Annotated in this window: 13 protein-coding genes and 1 pseudogene; 10 read left to right on the top strand and 4 right to left on the bottom strand. The window is 63.7% G+C overall.

Annotated features, from left to right (window positions below):
- Nucleotides 1–11 precede the first annotated feature (11 nt).
- On the bottom strand, nucleotides 12–5,942 hold the full coding sequence (locus LPW26_RS00735) for a DUF3320 domain-containing protein (RefSeq protein WP_238732318.1): 5,931 nt from the start codon (nucleotides 5,940–5,942) through the stop codon (nucleotides 12–14).
- Nucleotides 5,943–6,251: 309 nt separating this feature from the next.
- Here LPW26_RS00735 and LPW26_RS00730 point away from each other — a divergent pair.
- The 3 genes and pseudogenes from LPW26_RS00730 to LPW26_RS00720 all read left to right on the top strand — a co-directional run.
- Nucleotides 6,252–6,541, top strand: a pseudogene (locus LPW26_RS00730) (ABC transporter ATP-binding protein); the annotation flags it as partial.
- A gap of 48 nt (nucleotides 6,542–6,589) precedes the next feature.
- Nucleotides 6,590–7,501, top strand: coding sequence for a DUF2163 domain-containing protein (locus LPW26_RS00725; protein ID WP_238732317.1), 912 nt, complete (start codon nucleotides 6,590–6,592; stop codon nucleotides 7,499–7,501).
- Between the two features lie 20 nt (nucleotides 7,502–7,521).
- A complete protein-coding gene (locus tag LPW26_RS00720) occupies nucleotides 7,522–7,965 on the top strand; it encodes a C40 family peptidase (RefSeq protein WP_238732316.1) in 444 nt (147 codons plus the stop codon).
- Nucleotides 7,966–7,984: 19 nt separating this feature from the next.
- Here LPW26_RS00720 and LPW26_RS00715 read toward each other — a convergent pair whose 3' ends face one another.
- Complete coding sequence (locus tag LPW26_RS00715) at nucleotides 7,985–8,473, bottom strand: hypothetical protein (protein ID WP_238732315.1); 489 nt, start codon at nucleotides 8,471–8,473, stop codon at nucleotides 7,985–7,987.
- A 327-nt stretch (nucleotides 8,474–8,800) separates the two neighbouring features.
- Between LPW26_RS00715 and LPW26_RS00710 the strand changes: the two genes are divergently transcribed.
- Both LPW26_RS00710 and LPW26_RS00705 read left to right on the top strand, forming a co-directional pair.
- Nucleotides 8,801–12,652, top strand: coding sequence for a baseplate multidomain protein megatron (locus LPW26_RS00710; RefSeq protein ID WP_238732314.1), 3,852 nt, complete (start codon nucleotides 8,801–8,803; stop codon nucleotides 12,650–12,652).
- Between the two features lie 15 nt (nucleotides 12,653–12,667).
- Nucleotides 12,668–14,716, top strand: a complete 2,049-nt coding sequence (locus LPW26_RS00705; RefSeq protein ID WP_238732313.1) for a DUF2793 domain-containing protein — start codon at nucleotides 12,668–12,670, stop codon at nucleotides 14,714–14,716.
- A gap of 141 nt (nucleotides 14,717–14,857) precedes the next feature.
- Here LPW26_RS00705 and LPW26_RS00700 read toward each other — a convergent pair whose 3' ends face one another.
- The gene (locus LPW26_RS00700; RefSeq protein ID WP_238732312.1) at nucleotides 14,858–15,619 is read right to left on the bottom strand and encodes a class I SAM-dependent methyltransferase; all 762 of its coding nucleotides are present in this window, start codon (nucleotides 15,617–15,619) and stop codon (nucleotides 14,858–14,860) included.
- A gap of 316 nt (nucleotides 15,620–15,935) precedes the next feature.
- Here LPW26_RS00700 and LPW26_RS00695 point away from each other — a divergent pair, with 316 nt between their 5' ends.
- Complete coding sequence (locus LPW26_RS00695; RefSeq protein WP_238732311.1) at nucleotides 15,936–17,006, top strand: GDSL-type esterase/lipase family protein; 1,071 nt, start codon at nucleotides 15,936–15,938, stop codon at nucleotides 17,004–17,006.
- A 204-nt stretch (nucleotides 17,007–17,210) separates the two neighbouring features.
- On the opposite strand, the gene LPW26_RS00690 is transcribed toward LPW26_RS00695, so the two are convergent.
- The gene (locus LPW26_RS00690; protein ID WP_238732310.1) at nucleotides 17,211–18,044 is read right to left on the bottom strand and encodes a class I SAM-dependent methyltransferase; all 834 of its coding nucleotides are present in this window, start codon (nucleotides 18,042–18,044) and stop codon (nucleotides 17,211–17,213) included.
- 353 nt (nucleotides 18,045–18,397) lie between these two features.
- On the opposite strand from LPW26_RS00690, the gene LPW26_RS00685 reads away from it, so the two are divergent.
- The 4 genes from LPW26_RS00685 (at nucleotide 18,398) to LPW26_RS00670 (ending at nucleotide 21,979) form a co-directional block, all read left to right on the top strand.
- Entirely contained in the window at nucleotides 18,398–19,180 is a 783-nt protein-coding gene (locus LPW26_RS00685) for a glycoside hydrolase family 19 protein (RefSeq protein WP_238732309.1), read from the top strand.
- 2 nt (nucleotides 19,181–19,182) lie between these two features.
- Entirely contained in the window at nucleotides 19,183–19,755 is a 573-nt protein-coding gene (locus LPW26_RS00680; protein ID WP_238732308.1) for a 3TM-type holin, read from the top strand.
- 95 nt (nucleotides 19,756–19,850) lie between these two features.
- Complete coding sequence (locus tag LPW26_RS00675) at nucleotides 19,851–20,525, top strand: response regulator transcription factor (protein WP_238732307.1); 675 nt, start codon at nucleotides 19,851–19,853, stop codon at nucleotides 20,523–20,525.
- A 56-nt stretch (nucleotides 20,526–20,581) separates the two neighbouring features.
- Entirely contained in the window at nucleotides 20,582–21,979 is a 1,398-nt protein-coding gene (locus LPW26_RS00670; protein ID WP_238732306.1) for a sensor histidine kinase, read from the top strand.
- The last annotated feature ends 10 nt before the right edge of the window (nucleotides 21,980–21,989 follow it).

Raw genomic sequence — 21,989 nt, 5'->3', positions numbered from 1 at the left:
TGGCTATAAAATTAGTCTCTCAGCGCCATGGCTGCTGAAATGGCTTCGTCCAACCGATCGCGTGACGGCGCGGCCAGCCTATCAATCTCCAAGAGACGGGCATAGACGAGCGGCGGATCGTCTTCGTCGAGGGCATCCAAGTTACACAGGACGAAGTCGGTTAGTTCAGCGAGAGGGATCTCTGCAAGCGGCCGTCGATGATTCGGCCCATGCGGTTTGCGGAATGCCACACGAGACGCGACCGAGCCAGGCATCCACAGGAACGAGCCCGACGTTTCATTGGTGCGCTCATAACGCTTGAGATGACGCGAGACTTGTTCGCGAATGCGAGGCCCTGTTCGCAACCATCCGTGGGCCCGCGCGACGCGTTGCGCGAGCACGTCTTCCCGTACCGGTGCTTCCGTGGCCATGACTGCCTCGATCATGGTCTGCAGCGTCTGACGATAGGAGAATTCGAAAAACAGATCCGCATCGGCTTTAATCTCGGATAAATCGGCAACACGAAATGTTCGTGGTGCATCTGCGACAACGATGCCGGCGATACGATTTTCCACGGTCGGGCCTACGACTACTGGCGGATCCGGTGGGAGATCCTCGATCATATCGACGTCCGCGGTCGCCTCGTCACCGTCAAGTTCGGCTGAAGGAAAGTCTGCGCTGTTTTCGAAGCCGGCATCGGGCTCGACGTCCGCTTCGCCAGCATGTGGCGTGTCCGCCGCCTGCGCTCGACTGGTCGCGAGCGCTTCGTTGAGAGCTTCGTGAACGCGCTCGATCGCTTCGGCAGCGTTGAACCACCAGTCGGTCGACCAAATTCGCAAAACGGTCCAGCCGAGACCTCGCAGCACCTGTTCCCGAACCTTGTCGCGGTCCCGAGCGGTGGCCGAACTGTGATAGGTGGCGCCGTCGCATTCGATGCCAGCCAGATACAGTCCGCTGAGATCAGGATGACGGACGCCCAGATCGATCCGATAGCCCGAGACGCCGACCTGGGTCACGACTTGCCAGCCGCGCGCTTGTAGCGCCTCGGCTACGGCGGCTTCGAAAGGCGATTCGACACCGCCAAGGGACCCCTGGTCTTGGGCCGGCAGTGCAATCGCTCCACGGGCCGCATAGTCAAGGAAAGCCTTCAGATGCCGGACGCCGAGCGCTTTACTGCGGCTGAGGTCGATATCGTCGGCGCGAATGCCGGAGAATACTCTTAATTCGCTCCGGGCGCGGGTAACTGCAACGTTGAGACGGCGCTCACCGCCATCGTTGTTGATTGCGCCGAAATTCATCGCCAGCTTGCTCGCCGCGTCGCGACAGAAGGTGATCGAGAAATAGATCACATCGCGCTCGTCGCCCTGAATGTTTTCCAGGTTCTTGACGATGATCGGCTCGATTCGATCGTCCGAAAAGAACCACTCCAGATCGGGCTCGGCGTTACGGACTTCGTCGAGCAGGTCCTGGATGAGAGCCTGTTGCTGGGCATTGAAGGTGATGACACCGATCGTGGGGCGCTCGGCCTCGGGTCGCTTGAGCCACGATTTGATCTTCGCGCGGATATCAACCGCGATCGCGCGCGCTTCTTCGCGATTGGTCCGGCTTTTCCCCCGATCATAGACGCCGGTCGGCACCAAATTGAGCGAGACCGCGCGATCGTCGGTGACCGGGCTGGGAAACGTAATGAGGTGATTGTTGTAGTAGTGCCAGTTAGAAAAGGCGATCAGGGATTCGTGACGGCTTCGGTAATGCCAGCGCAGGTGCCGTACCGGCAGTCCGGATGTGCTGGTTTCGTCCAGAATGCTCTCTAGGTCACGATCGAATTCGGCAACGTCCTCCTGGTCATCGGCGCGGCCGAAGAAATTGGTTGGCGGTAACTGTTTTGGATCGCCGACGATGATGGTCTGACGCCCCCGCGCGATCGCTCCCACCGCGTCCCATGTGGCGATCTGGGACGCCTCGTCGAAGATGACGATGTCGAACAGCGCCTGATCTGCCGGAAGATATTGCGCGATCGATAGCGGTGACATCAGCACGCAGGGAGCCAGCCGGCTGAAACTTTCCGGCATCTCCGCGATCATCTCTCGGATGGAGCGACTGGGCCGCTGCAATCCCATCTGGTGCCGCAACTGACCCAGCTCCGACCTTCGAGGCACGGCCTCGGCAGGCGGCAAACCGTGCGCCAGGGCGCTGACGATCCTGTCCCTCGCATGGCTACGCACCAGATCGTCGATCGCGCGAAAGTCCAGAATAGCATCCTCGTGCGTGAAGCGACGGAAGTTGCGCAGATCCGCACTGGCGTCGATGGCCAAGGGGAGCCACCACCGGGCGTAGCCGAGGCGGAACGCCGCTACGCTGTTTTCTGACGACACCGCCCCATTTTCGATATCTTCCACCAAAGGCAATAGGCCTGACGCGATCGCCCGTTTGCGCACGGAGCACCAAGACGACCAATCGCGGAACAATGCGCGAGCATGTTCGATCTCGTCCATCTGCCGTGAGAGATCTCCGAGAAACTCATTGCCACAGCGATCGAGCGGCAAGCCGGCGGCGCTCTCGAACAGACCGATCGCGTCCTGCAGCTCCCGGTAGCGAGCAAGGTATTCCTGCGCCGCTGACAGCTGGGGCTGATTGATCTCGCCCTTTAGGTTGGCCGCAACGCTGGCCGCAACCTTTCGAACGTCACCGGCGAATTCGCCAAGCTGGACCAGCGAGTTTCGGAGCCGCTCCGCTTTCTCCAAATGGTCAGTCAGCGCACGGCAGTCGGTGTCGAGCCCGCTGAAGGCGAGCGGTGTTTTCGCGACTGCATTGCCTTGGATCGATTGCAGAGTGACTTGCAGATTTCGAAGCAATCCAATGTCGGTACTTGGATCGGCAGTCGTGGTGCCGGCATAGGAGCCCAGCAACCGTTTCACCCGCCGCGTTGCGAACCACGACTTCGGCCACATCGCGGCTTTGGCCTCATGCCAATCGCGCTCCATGCTGTCGATCGGCATACGCGCCACTGCGTCAGGCGCATAGTGCCTGGACAACTGCGTCTCGCTACGACGATAGACTGAAATCGCGGTTTCGAGTTCACGGAGGGCGCGAGCCAGAGCGGCGAAGTCTCGGTTCAGGATGATTGTGTGATCCTGCCCCGCGGTCGCGATCAGATCGCGGGCAAGATCCGCAAAATATCCGAGCCCATCACCGCGGCAATCCTGCAGAACATGGAGACCCAGGCGTGAACTTATCGCCGCCAATGCCGCACGCGCGGCAGCAGCCGCGCGTGCGAGCGTTCGTGTAGCTGCGATCAGCTTCTCCTGCCACGCATTGGTCCACTCTTCGACGTGGACCAGACGCAACACCGGCCGAATGGTCACTGAGGCATAGGTCAGTCCAAGGCGCGCAGCCAGATCCTCCAACTCGGCGTAGACCGTGGTGTCGTGCACATCCTTGTGCGACCACTTCAGCTCCGGCGCATGGTCATCCTTGCCGAGCGTGGCGATCCCGATGGCAGCGTATGGCGTCAGCCCGTTGGGCGACTTACAGTGCAGTGCCGCCACGTAGGCGTTCAACTCGTCGCGCCTCACCTGCAGTCGATGATTGAGCGTCACCCACTGCGTTTCGGTTTTCGCTGATCGGTTCTCCCACGAGTTCTTCAGCTGACTGAAGAAGTGCTTACGGTCGGCCTTGCTTGAATGCAGTTCGAGGCAGTGATCTCCGAGACGATGCTCGCGCAGCCGTCGGTACACGACATCGAGTGCTGCCGTCTTTTCGGCGACGAACAGCACAGTCTTGCCGCCGGCGAGACACATCGCGATCATGTTGGCGATGGTTTGGCTCTTTCCGGTACCGGGCGGTCCAACGATCACGAAGTCGCGCCCCTGCGCGGCTGCGAGGCATGCGGCGATCTGCGAGGAATCGGCCGAGAGCGGCAGCACGATATCGGCAGAAGCATAGTGGCGATCAATATCGGCTTCGTTCGGGAAGGGCTGTTCAGCACCATCGAAGACACGATCAGGGTTGTCGATCAGGTGCTTGACGACCCGATTTTGGCGCAGGCTATCGACCCGGTCTGTCAGATCCTTCCACATCAAATACTTGGCGAAGGAGAAGGTCGATAGTGCGATATCGTCGACCACTTCGAAGCCCGGAACGTCACGGACCGCCAGTCGAATGCGATCGAGGATATTCGCAACATCGATCCCTTTACCGTCCTGCGGAAGGCCGTCGCGAAAGTCCGGCAAAGTGAGGTCGAAGTCACGCTTCAGGAATTGCAGCAGCGTGGCGTTGAGCCGAGGCTCGTCCTCGTGAAATTTGAGTCGAAAGCGATCCGACGCGCCCGAGCGTTCCAGCTTCACCGGCAGCAGCAGCAACGGCGCGCGATAGGCTTTTTGATCGGTCGGCTTCTTCTTCCATTTCAACGCACCGACAGCGAGATAGAGGGTGTTAGTGCCGCCTTCGGTGAGATCGCTTTTGGTCTGACGAAAAAGCTCGGTGAGACGCGCGGCCAAGTCTTTGGCATCCAGCATCGAGGAGAGTTCGTCTCGCTTTAGTGCCTCCGCGGCGAAACGCTCGTGCAGATCGTCGCCGCGCCGATCACGATGCAGCACGGCATCGCGCTCCCCGAGTGGATTCTGCTCCGGAAGCGAGATCAGCTTGATAGCGACGCCTTCAGCCAGACGGTCCTCCAGATAGGCGACGTCTGCGCAAACGAACGGAACGGCACGTTTCCCTTCGGAGAAGTTCAAGAGCCGATTGCGCAACGAGAGGTCGAGCAGCCGCGATTTCCAGCGTTCGATCCGGCCGGCCGGCGTGGTCGGCTTCTCTTCACTCACCTCTGCCGGCAGCAGAATGTCCGGCTCGGTGGGGAGCGGAACTTCCGGTGACGTATCGGCATCGTCGGGCTCTGCGGCGCGTTTTGCCGCATGCGAGGCCAGCGGGAAGATGCCGGAGGAGCGTGAGCGCGCAACATCGACCGCGGCAATGAAGGCGGGGTGCGTATCATCTTTGAGTTTCGCTTCGGCAAGCGTCCTGGCCTGATCGAAAGTGAGCGCCGGCCGATGCGTGATACCTGTGGTCTCGAACACTACGAGTTCTCGAGCCGCGATGGCTTTGCGAATTTCTCCGACATCGTCCTCGATGGTCTTGGGCAGCGTCCGCTTTACGAGCCACACACCGACGAAAGCGTGGCTGTCGAGAAGCAGGGCGACCACATTCAGCCCGATCGCCTCCAAGGCCGCTGCGAACAGCAGCGTAAGGTCGAGGCAGGTCCCCAGCCTGTCCTCGACCAGTCTGCTCGGACCACGGATCTTCTGTCCGCGTCTTTCGAAACTTGCAGGCGGCTCGGCGTAATGAAGTCCGAGACCGGTGATCGCCGAGTAGATCGCCGCAGCCAACATATAGGCGCGCTTTGGATCGCCGCTCTGGTAACCATCCAGAGCCGATGAATGGCCGTGCGCCGCAAGGCGCTCGGCGGCCGATAGAAGCACCCGGTGGATCGCGGGATCGTTCGGCATCACGAACGCCGGCAGCAATTGCGCCATGTCCGACACGCCGCCCCACTCGTCTCGGGCAAGGAGGCGCACCGGTACGACCACTTCGACGACCACGCGCTCATTCTCCAGAAGCCGCAAGCGGATGTCGCCGCTCTCGGCCTCGTCGAGCTTGGCCAGATACGCAGGATCGAGATCCACACTTCGGTCGGTCAGACTGATCGTGTCGCCGGTCAGAAGCCGATCGATCGTCCAGATTTTCGGCCGGAGAAATGCAGGACTGGCGGTCAATTCCAAGTTCAGATGCTGAAGGGAATCGGCGGTTGTATTGCTGATCGCAATGTTGCGAATGACGGGGATCGAATTCTGGTGCGATGCGAATGTGAACTTCTCAGCCAGATCCGCGGAGATCGAGACCACCGGTTTTGCCGCCGTAGAAATCGTTTCGTCCGTCGCAATTGCCACCGAAATAATGTCGTTCATCGTCTGCCCAAGGATAACTCCCTAGCATCGATCATTGCGTGATTGCTGGCTTGATCGCAAGCACAGATTGAATGTTATGTTCCAATGGGCTGGCCCTCATCGTAACCCGCCGTGAGCCTGTCGACCGAGAGGACCACCTTGGCGGCCGGCGCGGGCGCCGACGGCAGCGCAACCATCAGAAGCTGGATGATCTCGAGACGTTGCTGCGCCCGGCTCAGACGTTCGAGGACTTGAACGCGCTGGCTCGACGCCGCGCACCTGTCCACTGGCCGTCGCCTCGCTACCCGCCTTTCGGGCGCCGGCGAGAAAGTGATCAGTGGTGAGCTGCGGCCATGCGATGGTGCTATGGATGTCACGCCTGGCATCGCGATGCTCGATCAGCAGGTCAGCCTTCTGGATCCGGGGAGACGACCCTCGGCAATTTTCAGCGGATCAATCCCGACCTCGACGCGAACGCCTGACGTGCGGCATTGGCGCGCTTCATGTTCCGCGCGGATGCGGCATTGCTGCTTGTCACCGGACTGAGCGGGGGAGAACCTCTCCGTGCCGGACTTGCCTCTGTGCTCGGCGCATCGAAGGCGCCTTCGCTCCTGATCCTCGGCGCGGGCGCCGCGCGACGAGCGTGACGACGTGCTTCGGAGACCACCATGCGCCCCATCCCCTCCGCCCTCCAGGCCAAGTTCGATTCCGGCGTCACCACGCTCGCCCAGTGCTGGATCGTGCGACGACGCGATGGCGCGGTGCTGGGGTTCACCGATCACGATCGCGATCTGGTCATCGAGGGCATTACCTGTCGCTCCGGCACCGGCTTCGCCGCGTCGGAGGCGGCGCAGCGGTTCGATCTGTCGGTGGATGGCGCGGAGATCTCAGGCGCGCTGGCGGATGATCTGCTCAGCGAGGCCGATCTTGCGGCGGGGCGTTACGATGCGGCGGCGATCGAGAGCTGGCTGGTCGATTGGAACGAGCCGTCGCTGCGGGTGCTGGTCGCACGAGGCAGGCTGGGCGAGGTGCGGCGTGAGGGGCAGGCCTTCACCGCTGAATTGCGCGGGCTCGCCGATCTGCTGTCGCAGGAGAGTGGGCGGCTCTACACCGCGGGCTGCGGCGCCGATCTCGGCGACGGCCGCTGTCGCATCGATCTTGGCAGCACCGCGTGGCGCGGCATCGGCAGCGTCGCGGCGACGTTCGGCGTGTCGACGCTCGCGGCCACAGGTCTGGACGGCTTCGCGACCGGGCTGTTCACAGGCGGGCGACTGAGTTGGCGCAGCGGCGCCAATGCCGGTGCGGCGATCGAGATCAAGCAGCACCGCATCGTCGCCGGGCAAGTTCGGTTGTCGCTGTGGCAGGCGATGGCCGAGCCGATCGCGCCGGGCGATGCCTTCGTGATCACCGCGGGCTGCGACAAGCGCTTTTCGACCTGCCGCGATCACTTCGGCAATGCCGCCAATTTCCGCGGCTTCCCGCAGATTCCGGGCAACGACTTCGTCATCAGCTATCCGATGCCGGGTGCGCCAGGCAACGCCGGCGGTTCGCTCGGCGGCGAGATCAAAGGCCAGCGTTAAACCGAGCGCGGAGAACTCACATGAGCGGACTTATCACGCGCGACGCGTTGGTGTTCGAAGCGCGGAGCTGGATCGGCACGCGCTATCGACATCAGGCATCGGTGAAAGGAGTCGGGTGCGATTGTCTCGGGCTGGTGCGTGGGGTCTGGCGCGGCTGCATCGGCGACGAGCCTGAGGCGCCGCCGCCCTATGCGCCCGACTGGGCCGAGGCGAGCGGCGAGGAGGCGCTTGCAGGTGCGGCGCTGCGCCACCTTCAGCCGATCGCGTGCGAGAGCTTCGGCCCCGGCGACGTGTTGCTGTTTCGCTGGCGCGACGCGTATGTCGCCAAGCATGTCGCGATCGCAAGTTCGCCCGACACCATGATCCACGCCCATGATGGCGCCGCGGTGTGCGAGATCGCGATCGCACCGTGGTGGCGGCGGCGGCTGGCCTATGCGTTCGCGTTTCCCGGCGTCCAGGAGTGAGCCTGCTGCGCGGCGAGACCTAAGACGGCGAGCTCTCGACTTGCTGCGGCGCGGCGCCCGCGGCCTTGGTCTGGGCGATCATCGTCTTGATGGCGTCGACGGTCTCGCGTGGCAGATGCTTGTGAGCGCCGAGCGCGACGTAGAGCGCGTTCAGCGTGTTGCGACGGGCGTCCGGCGGGAACAGCGTGGTGCCGCGCGCGCTCTCGGCAAGGCCGAACAGGGCCTGCGCGGCGAGGTCGAGATCGTAGCCCCACGCCCAGCACCACAGCCTGACGGCGGTCGACCAGCCGCGATCGTAGGATCGGATGACGATGCCGGATTCGAACAGCGCCTTCACGGCGGCGTCGCGCTCGGCTTCGTCACTCCCGGGATCGACCGCGTAGTAGCGCTCGGCCACCTGCAGCGCCGCGATCCGCTGCCGCTGCAGCGCGACGACCGGCTTGCCGATGAAGTACACCGCAAACCACGCTGCGACCGCGGCTCCGGCACTCGCCACTAATTCGTGCATCGTCACATCCTGGCGGCAGCCGCCGCGACGGATACCTACTGCAAATGCCGCGGCTGCCGTCAATGGCGCCGGGATTGGACTTAGGTCGGGGCCGCGTGCGGCGCTGAGCCGGGTGAGGGGGCGTCTCGCGGTGGTCGAGCGGCGGTGAACGGCTAGTCGACGTCTTCGTTATTATCGCCGACTCAGCAGCCCCTCACCCCAACCCTCTCCCCGCGAAGAGCGGGGCGAGGGAGCTCGCCGTGCCGCTGGGCGACTCATCTTTTCGACTTTCCGCGCGACTCATCAGCCGCGCCTATCGGCCTTCCTGCTCTTACAGAAGTGATCCCCATGGCAGCTCTGGTTTTGTCTCTCGCCGGCGGTGCAGTCGGCGCGTTGTTCGGGCCGGCTGGTGCGATCGCCGGGCGGCTCGTCGGCGCGCTGGTCGGCAATTCGCTCGATCAGTCGCTGTTCGGCGGCGGTGCGCGCAAAGTCGAAGGGCCGCGGCTCGCCGATCTCGATGTGATGGCCTCGACCGAGGGCGCGCCGATCCCGCGGGTCTATGGCCGGGCGCGGCTCGCAGGTCAGGTGATCTGGGCGACGCAGTTCGAGGAAGTCGTCAGCAACGACGAGAGCTCGGCCGGTGGCAAGAGTTTTGGTGGGCCGACGACGACCACCACGACCTACACGTACTTCGCCAATTTTGCGGTCGGACTGTGCGAAGGGCCGATCGGTCGCGTCGCGCGGATCTGGGCCGACGGCAAGCTGCTCGATCTGTCCGGGCTGAACGTGCGGGTGTATCGCGGTGATGAGAATCAGGCGCCGGACGGGTTGATCGTCGCCAAGGAGGGCGCCGGCAACGCGCCGGCCTATCGCGGCCTCGCTTATGTGGTGTTCGAGCGGCTGCCGCTGGCCGACTTCGGCAACCGCATTCCGCAGCTGTCATTCGAGATCGTGCGGCCGATCGGCCGGCTCGAACAGATGGTGCGCGCCGTGACGCTGATCCCCGGCACCACCGAATTCGGCTACGAGCCGTCGACGCTGGTGCGGATCGTCGACAAAGGCACGTCGGAACCGGAAAACCGCCACGTCACCGAGGCGCCGTCCGACGTCGTCGCCGCGCTCGACGATCTGCAGGGCGTGTGCCCGCGGCTGGAGCGTGTCGCGGTGGTGGTGGCATGGTTCGGCTCCGATCTGCGCGCGGGGCAGTGCACGATACGACCGGGCGTCGAGAACCGCGACAAATGGCTCGGCCTCACGACCTGGGCGGTCGATGGCGCCAGCCGCGACGATGCCTTGCTGGTGTCGCAGGTGAACGGCCGGCCGGCGTTCGGCGGCACGCCGTCCGACGCCAGCGTGGCTCACCTGCTCCGTGAACTGAAAGCGCGCGGCCTCAAGGTGACGTTCTATCCATTCGTGATGATGGACGTGCCGGCCGGCAATGCGCTGCCGAATCCATGGACCGGCGCGGCTGCGCAGCCGCCGTATCCCTGGCGCGGGCGCATCACCTGCGATCCAGCGCCTGAACGGCCTGGCTCGCCGCAGGGCACCGCGGCGGCGGCCGGGCAGGTCGAGAGTTTCTTCGCGGGCGGCGCCTGGAATTATCGGCGGATGATCCTGCACTACGCGCGACTCTGCGCGGGGGCTGGAGGCGTCGACGCGTTTTTGATCGGTTCGGAGCTACGCGGCCTGACGCGGGTGCGTTCTGGGCCGGGCATCTATCCAGCCGTGCAGCAACTGGTAGCGCTGGCAGCGGAGGTCAAGTCGATCGTCGGTGGCGGCACGCTGGTGACATATGGTGCCGACTGGACCGAATACGGCGCCGACGTGGTGACGCCGGATGCGGCGGAGGTGCGGTTTCCGCTCGATCCGTTGTGGGCGTCGCCGGCGATCGGGGCGATCGGCATCGATTACTACGCGCCGCTCGCCGATTGGCGCGACGACGCCGGCCATCTCGATTCTGCGGTTGCCGCCTCGACCTACGACCACGACTATCTGACGCGCAACGTCACGGCCGGCGAGGCGTTCGACTGGTACTACGCGGACGATGCCGCGCGCGCGGCGCAGAGCCGCGCGCCGATCACCGACGGGCTCGGCAAGCCGTGGACGTTTCGCGTCAAGGACATCCGCAGCTTCTGGGCCGAGCCCCATCACGAGCGCGTCGGCGGCGCGGAGCTGGCGGCGCCGACCGCATGGGTGCCGATGAGCAAGCCGGTATGGCTGACCGAGGTCGGCTGCCCGGCTGTCGACAAGGGCGCCAACCAGCCGAGCGTATTTCCCGATCCGAAATCCAGCGAGAATTTTGCGCCGTATTTCTCCAGCGGTGATCGCGACGACCTGATCCAGCGCCGCTATCTCGAAGCGATAATCACCGCTTTCGATCCGGCGTTCGGCGCGAGCGCGACGCGCAATCCGGTGTCGCCGCTGTATGGCGGACGGATGATCGATCCGTCGGCGATCCATCTGTGGACCTGGGACGCGCGGCCCTATCCGGTGTTTCCCGGCGCCGAGGAGGTCTGGAGCGACGCGCCAAACTGGCAGACCGGGCACTGGCTGACCGGCCGGCTGGGCGGCGCGCCGCTCGACGCGCTGGTGGCGCAGCTGCTGGCCGACTGCGGCGTCGGCGGCGTCGATGCGTCGGCGCTGCGCGAAGCCTGCGACGGCTATGTGGTCGACCGGCCGATGACGCCGCGGGCGATGATCGAGCCGCTGGCAATGGCCTACGCGTTCGATGCCGCGGCCGCCGATGGCGTGTTGCGCTTCGTGCAGCGCGGCGGCGCGCCGGTCGCTGAGTTCGGCGAGGAAGATCTGGTGCTGCCCGACAAGGGCGCGCCGTCGCGGCTGACGCGGGCGCAGGAGACGGAACTGCCGCTCGAGATCGCGTTCGGCTTTACCGATGCGCTGGCCGACTATCGCCGCGCCGCCGCGGCATCGCGCCGGCTGGTCGGCGGCGCCGCGCGGAGTTTGCACAGCGACCTCGCTGTGGTGACCTACGAGGCAGCGGCCGTGCGCCGCGCGGAGATATTCCTGCAGGATCTGTGGGCGGGGCGTGAGACGGCGAGCTTCGCGCTCGGCCCGCAGCATCTGCGGCTGGCGCCGGGTGATGTGGTCGGCGTGACGCTGAACGGCCGGCGGCGGCTGTTCGAGATCGGCGAGATCGTCGACACGCACGCGCGGCAGCTCAAGGCACGTAGCATCGATCCGGAAGTGTTCGCGCTGCCGCAGCGTGCGTCACGCCGCATCAATCCGCCGATGCCCGCTGCGCTCGGGCCGGCGCATGTCGTCGCGCTCGATCTGCCGGTGATCGACGCGCTGGCGCCCGACGTGCTGACACGGCTCGCGGTGTTCGCCAATCCGTGGCCGGGTGCGGAGCTGATCTACGCCTCCGCCGATGGCGCGAGCTATCAGCCATTGGCGAGCGCCGCGGTGCGCGCGGTCGTCGGCGAGACGCTCGATGCGCTGCCGCGCGGACCGCTGGCGCGGTGGGACCGTGGCCATCGCGTGCGGGTCCGGTTGTATGGCGGCGCGCTGTCGTCGCTGCCAGATGCGCGCGTGCTCGCCGGCGGCAACGCGGCTGCGGTTCAGAACCCCGATGGTGAATGGGAGATCCTGCAATTTGCCAATGCGGAGCTGGTCGATGCCCACACGTACTTGTTGTCACGGTTGCTGCGCGGCCAGGCCGGCAGCGAGCAGGCGATGCGCGATCCACTGCCGGCCGGCGCGCCGTTCGTGCTGCTCGACCAAAATCTGGTGCCGCTGGGGCGCGGGCGCGATGCTCTGGGGCGGCCCAAGGTGCTGCGCGTGGTCGCGGCGAGCCGCAGCCATGACGATCCCAGCGCGGTGGCGCTGACGGTGACGCCGGGCGCCACGGCGCTACGCCCGCTGGCTCCGGTCTCCCTGCAAGCCTCGCGCGATGCGGCCGGCGTGCATCTGAGTTGGATCCGCCGCAGCCGCATCGATGCGGATAGCTGGGAGGGCGAGGTGCCGCTCGGCGAGGACAGCGAAGCCTACACCATCGAGGTTCTCACGTCCGGCGGGGCCATCGTGAGATCGCTGAGCAGCACGTCGTCGAACGCGCTGTATGCGGCGGCGCTCGAGCTCGCCGATTTCGGAACGCCGCAATCGACGCTGCGCGTTCGCATCGCCCAGCTTTCCGCCACCGTCGGCGCCGGCTTCGCGACCGAGGCCGTGCTGCTGACTTGAGACAAGAGGACCGCCATGACCGCCACGTCCAATCTCGCGCTGCCTTTCATCGAGGCCGCGCAGGCGCAGAAGCACGTCACCCATAACGAGGCGCTGCGCATTCTCGATGCCGCGATCCAGATCGCGGTCGCCGACCGCACCCGGACGACGCCGCCGGCGAGTCCCGCCGAGGGCGAGCGCCATATCGTCGCCGCCGGCGGCAGCGGCGCCTGGGCCGGGCAGTGCAACGCGATCGCCAGCTGGCAGGACGGCGCCTGGGCGTTTCTTGCGCCGAAGCAGGGCTGGTGCGTGTGGTCGGTCGCCGACGATATCCTGCTGGTGTTCGACGGCTCGGCGTGGCGCGATCTGCGTGACCTGCCGCTGTCGCTGGACAACGCCGTACATCTCGGCATCGGCACCACGGCGACCGCGCCCAATCTGCTGAGCGTCAAGTCCAACGCGGCGCTGATCGCCGCCATCACGGCTGCCGCCGGCGGCAGCGGCGACGTCCGCCTTCAACTGTCGAAGGAGAGCGCCGCGAAGACCGCCTCGGTGGTGTTCTCCGACAACTACTCGGGCCGCGCCGAATTCGGCCTGGTCGGCACGGATGCGTTCAAGCTCAAGGTCTCGGCCGACGGCGCCGGCTGGATCGAGGCGTTCACCATCGATCCGGCCAGCGGCAACCTGGCGCTGCCGCGCGGGCTCGCTCTGTCGGGCGTCGTGTCGCCGCCGCAGATCGGCGCCAACCAGAACGACTACGCGCCGAGCGGCCTCGCGTCGGCTGCGGTGCTGCAGCTGTCGTCCGACGCCGCGCGCAGCATCAGCGGGCTGGCGGGCGGCAGCGAGGGACGTGTCGTCGTGCTCGTCAATGTCGGCAGCCAGGCGATCACGTTAATCGACGACAGCGCGGCGTCGGCGGCCGCGAACCGCTTCGCGCTCGGCGCGCCGGTCGTGCTGCTGGCGCGGCAGGCGGTGATGCTGCGCTACGACGCCACCGCGCTGCGCTGGCAGGCGCTCGCCGGCGGCGCGCCCTATGCGGTGTCGTATGGCGCGGCGCAATCCCTCAGCGCGGCGCAGCAGGCGCAGGCGCGTGCCAATGCCGGCGTGCCGAACCGAAATTACCTGATCAACCCAAGCGGCGAAGTCGTCCAGAGCGCGATCGGCAGTCAGGCCGACGCGAGCTACGATTTCGATCAATGGCTGACGCTGACCCAGGATGCCGCCGTGAGCGCCAGCAGCCTGCTCGACGCCGAGAACGGCACGCCCTTCATGATGCGGTCGCTGCAGGCCGCCGCCGCGCCGCAGCGGTTCGGCCGGATCCAGTGGCTGGAAAGACTGCTGTGCCGCGAGCTGCGCGGCCAGGCTGTGGTGCTGTCGGCCAGGGTACGGAGTTCGGCGGCGATCACGCTGCGCTACGCCATCGTCGAGTGGACCGGCGCCCCCGACGCGATCGCCAAGGATGTGATCAACGACTGGAGCAACGCCAGCCTGACCGCCGGCCATTTCTTCACCGCGGCGTCGACACTCGTGGTCGGTACCGGCGCCACCGCGCTCGCCGCCAACACGCTGACCGACATTCTGCCGCTCAGCGGTACGGTGTCGTCGTCGATGAACAATCTCGCCGTGCTGTTCTGGACCGACACCGCGCAGCCGCAGAACGTGACGCTGGATATCGGCAAGGTCAAACTGGAGGGCGGCAGCGTGCCGACACCGTTCGTGGCGCAGCCCTGGCGCGACCTGCTGGCCGATTGTCAGCGCTACTACGCCAAGACATATGCAACCGGCATGGCGCCCGGCACGCCATGGGCCGGAGGGGGCTTGCAGCACATCGTCGAAGCACCCAGCAACTACGCCGCGCTGCCGACTTGGTTCTTCCCGGTTGAAATGCGTACAATTCCCACGGTGACGCTGTACTCTTATGCCACCGGTGCGGTCGGACAGATCTATAATCAGAGCACGACTTCCGACGTCAGCGGTGTGGTGAATGGTGTCAATTCGAAGAGTTGCTCGCCGAATGTAAACAACGTCCCCGTCGCGGCTATGGGAGCGCTAGTTGCCCAGGTGGCTGCAAACGCAAGGCTGTAAGCAGCGACAATAGAGGAACTGCAGCCGCAAAGGGGCCTGCAGAGATGATGTCTTCGGGAGGTGTCAAGCAGGCTGTGGAAACACTAAGCTATCGAGAAACTTCTCCAATTTCGCGTGATGAATTTGAAAATCCTTCATGTATCAAATCCCGTTTGTGTGAGGAGCGAAGTCCGGAAGTACCATCGGCCATGGATGTCGTCTGACAGCCACCACGTCCTGTCCCCAGCCCCCTTCCTCGAAGGCTATGATCGAGACCTCCGGGATAGCTTGCAGCTTGCGCATGATCCATTCCGGAGACGACAGTGACAGGCCGAACGTGGGATATTCCTTTGCATATGGGAGGAACGCGAAGCCACTCGTTTTATAAGCGTCGTAGAGTTTCTTGGTATCGATGGCGTTGCCGTAAACGGGGTGTCGTTGTTCCGCCAGCAGAGCTGCGATCCTGCCGTGGATTGTGAACACCAGTATTCCATCCGGCGCGAGCGCGTCGATCGCGATCCGAAGGAAGCGGTCCCATTGCCACTCGTCTAGATGAGTGAGGAGGGACCCGCTGAAGATCAGGTTCGCTCCTGGCTCGAGCTTAAAAGTGAGCTGGGCGTCTGCCGCAACAGGGACCGCTTGGAATGTGGATTGGACAAAATCCAGCGCGCCTTGGTCGATTTCAACAGCGGTTATCGTCGCTGTCGGCCACTCACGTCGGAACCATCGAGTCACCCGGCCGTACCCGCATTGAAAATCTACAATATTGAGCGGGATTGTGCCTCGCAGCGCTCGCTTGCAGAGATCGAGAGCACCTAGGCCGATTGCGAAATACTCCTTCTCTTTGCCGGCTTCGCGCATCGGGTCGCAGGGGGAAACTGTATGCAATGGTAATTGTGTAGTCTTACATGGAGAAATGTCCATGACATGCGTGCTCCTTCAATGCGGCTTCGAGATCTAACGCACTGTTTCAGATCATGTCCGAGCGATAGGATGACCGGTGTCGACTCCTTAGTCGAGTGGACAGCCGCAATCGGACCGGTTCAAACAACCGAAAATCCGCTTCACTGGCTTGAGCTGATTCTCAAATAGGATCCGATCGAAACGTTAATACCAATATATCAATAGGCGGCCTCGATCGCATAGCCGAAGGGGTAGACTCAAAGTGAAAAAATACATGAGACCTGTGGCATGCGCGGTCCTGGCGTTGGTTTTAGCCAGTTGTGGATGCAATTGTGACGTGGCCAAAACGCCGGTCGTTGAACCCTCCCCAAAGACCGCCGCGAATGCCCAGCCGCGAGCCGTTCTCTTTGTGGGCGGCTCCGTGACGCAGGGCGCATGGGCCAGCCCGGGCAAGGATTATGTCACGTTCCTGACCGATTGGCTCACGACGAAAATCGGCAGTGTGACCATGAAGAACATCGCTGTCGGCGGGACCAATTCGCAATTTGCGGTTTACAGGCTCGAGCAGGATCTTGACGGCTTCAAGCCCGACATAGCGTTCGTGGAATTTTCGGTCAACGACGAGCCGGACCGTGCATTCGTGTATGAGAATATCGACGGGCTCATCTATAAGCTGCGTCGAGTTAATCCGAATGTCGTGATCATATATATAGCTGCCAGTTATCCCGGGGAGGCGGCGCTGAGGCGTGCCGGGTCGAGCGACGACCGAGTGGTCTATGCTCGCGAAATCGTCGAGAAAAACGGAGCAATATTCGTCGATGCCGCGTCTCATCTTTGGCACCACATCAACCTCACCAATCGTAATCCGCAGGATTTCTTCGCCGATGTCGTGCACCCAAACGATCTAGGGCACAGCAGCTATTATCTCTCGATTTCACAGCAATTGGACGAGCGTATCGTGCCCGCCAAGGGCGTAGGAGCGCGATCGTCGTTGTATATTGGCCAAAGTCGGCTCGATACAGCCCGGCTGGTCGATCCGCTCAGCCTGATTACCAATACGACTTGCCCAAACGGCCCGTCGTCACACCTTGATTTCGTCGGTCAATCGATACCTTACGACGATCTCCAATATAGATGTCGGCCGAGCGATATTTTCACAATTGCATTTTCCGGAACGTCGATCGGACTTACCACGCGTGCTATGGTCGGAGGGGGTAAGCTCGACTGCACGATCGATGGTAGTGAGACCTCGTCATTCAATTTCGAAGATAGTGCCACCCGTCTTCGAGTTGTGATGCTTTTCGAGTATCAGCGCGCCGGCAACCATACCGTATTGTGCAAGACGATCGATGGCCCGGTTGAATTTGGTCAAATACTCGTCAGTAGCGCCAACCAGATCCGTCCCTAGTGCCGGCAGTCGGGAGCAAAGGGATGATGACCCGTTCGTCCTATCGTCGAAGATCGATGCGATCTTGGGAGAGGCTGCTGCCAGTCTTTCAAAAAGTTACGCGGAAACCGCAATCGAAGTGCTTTCCAGACGCGGGAATTTAGCGGACGGCGGCTGAAACCCGTTTAAGATGCGTTAATTGTCGGGTCAGAGTTGGTTGTGTGATCACGGATGGTCTGATGCGAGATAAAGTTCTTCGGTGGTCGGATAGCGGGTTGTGACCGGTCCCGACTTCCGCCCCAAGAAATTCATTGTGTCACATCTCATATCGGGTCCGAAAATGGTGCGGAGTGTATTGATTGAGACGATGTTATTTTCGTAGCTATCAAAGTGATAGCTGTCTGTGGTGGAAAAATTCTCCCTATTGAAACCCGCGGCTGAAAACATCGCTTGCAAAGCTGGCGGCGTGAGTTCTCGGTTGTGGCGTTGATAGATTCCCTCCATGCTTTTCGGGGCGCGATAGTGCGGGGCGAGGCTTTGAGCTTTGAAGGAAAGACATTTTACGACGTTCTGGAACGATGAAGCGTTCGGGGTCGAGACGAATAAACGTCCGTGGGGTCGCAGGACCCGATTTGCTTCGGTGAAAACGTTCATGGGATCCATTGCGAGATGCTCAAGCATTTCGCAGCAGATAATGAGGTCGAAGCTTTCGTCTGCGTACGGCCATCGTTCTGCCTCTGCATTGAATTTTGTTTCCTTGAACTGATACTGTTCCGAGCCGACGGCGAGCCTGATTGTGGTGGTGTCGCCATGTTTTCCAAATGTAGCGAGTTCGATTGCATCGAATAGGTGTTTTTTCAGGACCGCGGTCATTCCGTATGGATCCGCGGCCATTTCGAGAACTTTGAGAGTTCGCGGCAGGTGAGCGAGGCACGCTATAGTATTCGAATAGCGGCGTACAAACACGCGATGATAGGCCATGATTGCTTGATTGGTGGCGCCGAATGGGAGCTCAAGAGTGTCGAGGACACCCGAGATAAGGTTGTCGTCGATGACCACGATTAGTATCTTTCTGTGTTGTTGGATGAATAGCATCGGCCCCTGTGAGCGATGCCCGCGCGAATTGCGGTGAATGTCACTTATTTATAGATTGATGACGAAGCCGGCGAGAAGCCGGTCTGCGAGACTAACGTGGGCGAAGTCGCCGCGTAAAGCGTGAATCGGCAGTTTGCTACTTTAGCGTTATTGGCACCAAGGGCTGAGCGTATCAAGGCGCGCGATTGAGAATCGTGTGATGCGGCGGAGACGGCCGCACGTCGGCGCGGCGGCTTGTTTTTGCCATCGCAGTCTCAGCGCAGCACCGTCGCATCCTCGCCCATCCTACATCGCTACCTCATTCCACGGAGATGAACATGCAGCAATCGTCGTTTGGCGAGGCGTTGGCGCGTCTGTGGCCGGATGCAGATCGGGTGGTGCCGGGGTTGCGAGCCGGAATGATCGCGGCCGCGCCAGCGGCGTTTGGCAGATACCACATCGATACGACGCTCCTGGTCGTGCATGTCATGGCGCAGATCAGTCACGAATGCGGGGCGGGGCGGGAGGTCGTCGAGAACCTCAACTACACCGCCGAGCGCATGATGCAGGTGTGGCCGTCGCGGTTTCGCACGCTGGCGAGCGCCGCGCCTTATGCGCACGACCCGCGGGGGCTCGCCAACAAGGTTTACAACGGTCGCATGGGCAACGCGCCGGGCTCCGACGATGGCTGGAATTTTCGCGGCCGCGGCGCGGCGCAGACGACGGGGCGCGAAGGCTACGCGCGACTGGCGAAAGCGACCGGGCTCGATCTCGTCAGCCATCCGGAACTGGTCAACGATCCGCGCCACTTCCTGCTGTGCGGCGTCGCGGATTTCGTCGCGTGCGGCTGCCTGCCATTCGCACAGGCTGATGACCTGGTCGGCGTCACCCGGCGACTGAATGGCGGCACGATCGGGCTGGCGCAGCGCCGGGCGTGGCTGGCGCGCTGGAAGGCTGCGCTTGGCGACGTGCCGGTCGTCGGCTCGCCGTCGCTGGTGCCGGAGGCGCAGACGCACGCCTCTCCGCAACCGCCGGCGTCCGCCCCGTCGTCTGCCCAGCCGCAGCCGTCGCGGCTTCACACCTTCATCGCGGCGCTCGCCGCTGTTCTCAAGAGGAGCTGATCATGGACTGGAACGATCTGGCCAAACAGGTGATCGGACTCGGCGCGCCGATGCTCGGTAGCGCACTCGGGGGCCCACTCGGCGGCGCGGCCGGGCAGATCCTGTCCGAGGTGTTGGGGGCGGGGACGCCGACCCCGTCTGCGGTGCAAACCGTGCTGCCCTCGGCCGATCCGGACAAGATCGCCGAAGCCGAAGCGCGCTGGGCCGAGGTGATCCGGGCCGAGGCGGAGACCCAGCGCGTCGCGATCAGCGAGACGCAGGCGACGATCCGTGCCGAGATTGCCTCGAGCGACGTGATCCAGCGCTGGTGGCGGCCGGCCTATGCGTGGGAGCTGACGCTCGAATGCGCGGCGCTGTGGGTGGTCCTGGTCCACGAATTCTGGACCGGAGACATCCAGACCATCAACGCGCTGATCGGCGCGACCGCGCTGCTGGCGACCTATTGGGCTTTCCGGTTCGGCGTGCTAGGCGTCTATGTCAGCGGTCGGACACGCGAGAAGGTCTGCGCCGCCACCGGACAGGACAGCCCCGGCGTCCTCGACAGACTGGTGAAAGCCGTCGTTAAGAAAAAGTAATGCATGCGGCGGTGCCGTTCATCGCGTATTCACGCCGCCGCCGCTCATCTTCACGACGGTAATATCGCCAGTGACTCGGAAGAGCGGAGTTGAAAGTGCGGCTGCTCGTCGTCGAAGATGATCCCGATCTCAATCGCCAGCTGACCACTGCGCTGACCGATGCGGGCTACGTTGTGGACCGCGCCTTCGATGGCGAGGAAGGGCATTTTCTCGGCGACACTGAACCGTACGACGCCGTGGTGCTGGACATCGGACTCCCCAAGATGGACGGCATCTCGGTGCTCGAAGCCTGGCGGCGCAATCAGCGGGCGATGCCGGTGCTGATCCTGACCGCGCGTGACCGCTGGAGCGACAAGGTGCAGGGCTTCGATGCCGGCGCCGACGACTACGTCGCCAAGCCATTTCACCTCGAAGAGGTTCTGGCGCGGATCCGCGCGCTGCTGCGCCGGAGCGCCGGCCACGCCCAGTCCGAGCTGACCTGCGGCCCGGTGACGCTCGACACCCGCACCGGCCGCGTCAGCGTCCGCGGCCATCCGGTCAAGCTGACCTCGCATGAGTACCGACTGCTGGCCTATCTGATGCACCACGCCGGGCGCGTGGTGTCGCGCACCGAGCTGGTCGAGCATCTCTACGACCAGGATTTCGACCGCGACAGCAACACCATCGAGGTGTTCGTCGGTCGCATCCGCAAGAAGCTCGACGTCGATATCATCCAGACCGTGCGTGGCCTCGGCTATCTGTTGTCGGCGCCGCCCGGCGAAACGCACTAGTTCTCATCCGTGACCATGGGGCAGGCGAGGGCGATGTTGCGGAAGCCGGGCTGCTGATGGCGAACCTGGCTGCTCCCGCCAAGCCGCTGCGCCGCCGCGGCAGCTCCCTCGCCACGCGACTGTTCCTGTCGGCGACGGCCTGGGTGGTGGTGATCCTGGCGATCACCGGCATCGTGCTCTCGTCGGTGTACCGCCAGGCCTCGGAGCGCGCCTTCGACCGCCGGCTCAATCTCTATCTGCGCACCATCATCGCCGAAGTTGCAACGCCGGAGGCGGCGCCGGACCAATTTCAGTCGATCGGCGAGCCGCTGTTCGATCTGCCGCTGTCCGGCTGGTATTGGCAGATCGTCCGCACCGACACCGACAAGATCGATCCTCGCGCGTCGCGCTCGCTTTGGGATCGCAAGCTGCCGAAGCTGGAGGACCAGGGCGTCGAGCTCGGCCCGTCCGGCGTGCGCCAGGGCTATGTCGAGGGACCGGAAGGGCAGACCCTGCGCATGGTCGAGCGCCCGGTCGACCTCGGCGCCGACGGCAAATACGTCGTGACCGTCGCCGGCGACGCCACCGAGATCTTCGAAGAGACGCGGACCTTCGACTACTACCTCGCAGGCACCTTTATCGCGCTGTCGATCGGCTTGGTACTGACCACGATCTTCCAGGTGCGCTTCGGCCTGGCGCCGCTGAAGCGGATATCCGACTCGATCGCCGACATCCGCTCCGGCCACGCCGAGCGGCTGGAGGGCAAGTTCCCGGTCGAGATCGCGCCGCTGGCACGCGAGACCAACGCGCTCATCGAAGCCAATCGCGAAATCGTCGAACGGTCGCGCACCCATGTCGGCAACCTCGCGCATGCCATCAAGACGCCGCTGTCGGTGCTGGTCAACGAAGCCGCCGCGCGGCCTGGCGATCCGCTCGCCGCCAAGGTGCTGGAGCAGGCCGAGATCATGCGCAGCCAGGTGGCGCATCACCTGGAGCGGGCACGGATCGCCGCCCGATTGACCGTGGTTGGCACCATCACCGACGTTCAACCGGTGATTGAGGCGCTGCGGCGAACGATGGAGAAGATCCATCGCGACCGCGACATCCAGGTTCGCGCCGACGTTGCCAGCGGCCTGAAGTTCCGCGGCGAGAAGCAGGACCTCGAAGAGATGGTCGGCAATCTGGTCGACAACGCCTGCAAATGGGCGACCAGTCGGGTGTTCATCGAAGCGACCGCGGAATCGGGGCCGACCGCCCTGGTACGGATCATCGTCGACGACGACGGTCGTGGTCTCTCCGCCGCCGAGCAGGCTCAGGTTGCCCGCCGCGGCCAACGGCTCGACGAGAGCAAGCCGGGCTCGGGGCTCGGCCTGGCCATTGTGGTCGATCTGGCAGCGCTTTACGGCGGCGAATTGACCCTCGGCCAGGCGCCGATCGGTGGCCTGCGGGCGGAATTGAAGCTGCCTGCGGCATAACGAATCGGAT

It is taken from the genome of Rhodopseudomonas infernalis (assembly GCF_022271405.1).
Taxonomy (GTDB): Bacteria; Pseudomonadota; Alphaproteobacteria; order Rhizobiales; family Xanthobacteraceae; genus Rhodopseudomonas; species Rhodopseudomonas infernalis.
The sequence above is the reverse complement of the archived record's forward strand: the minus strand, read 5'-3'. Positions and strand labels throughout refer to the sequence as shown.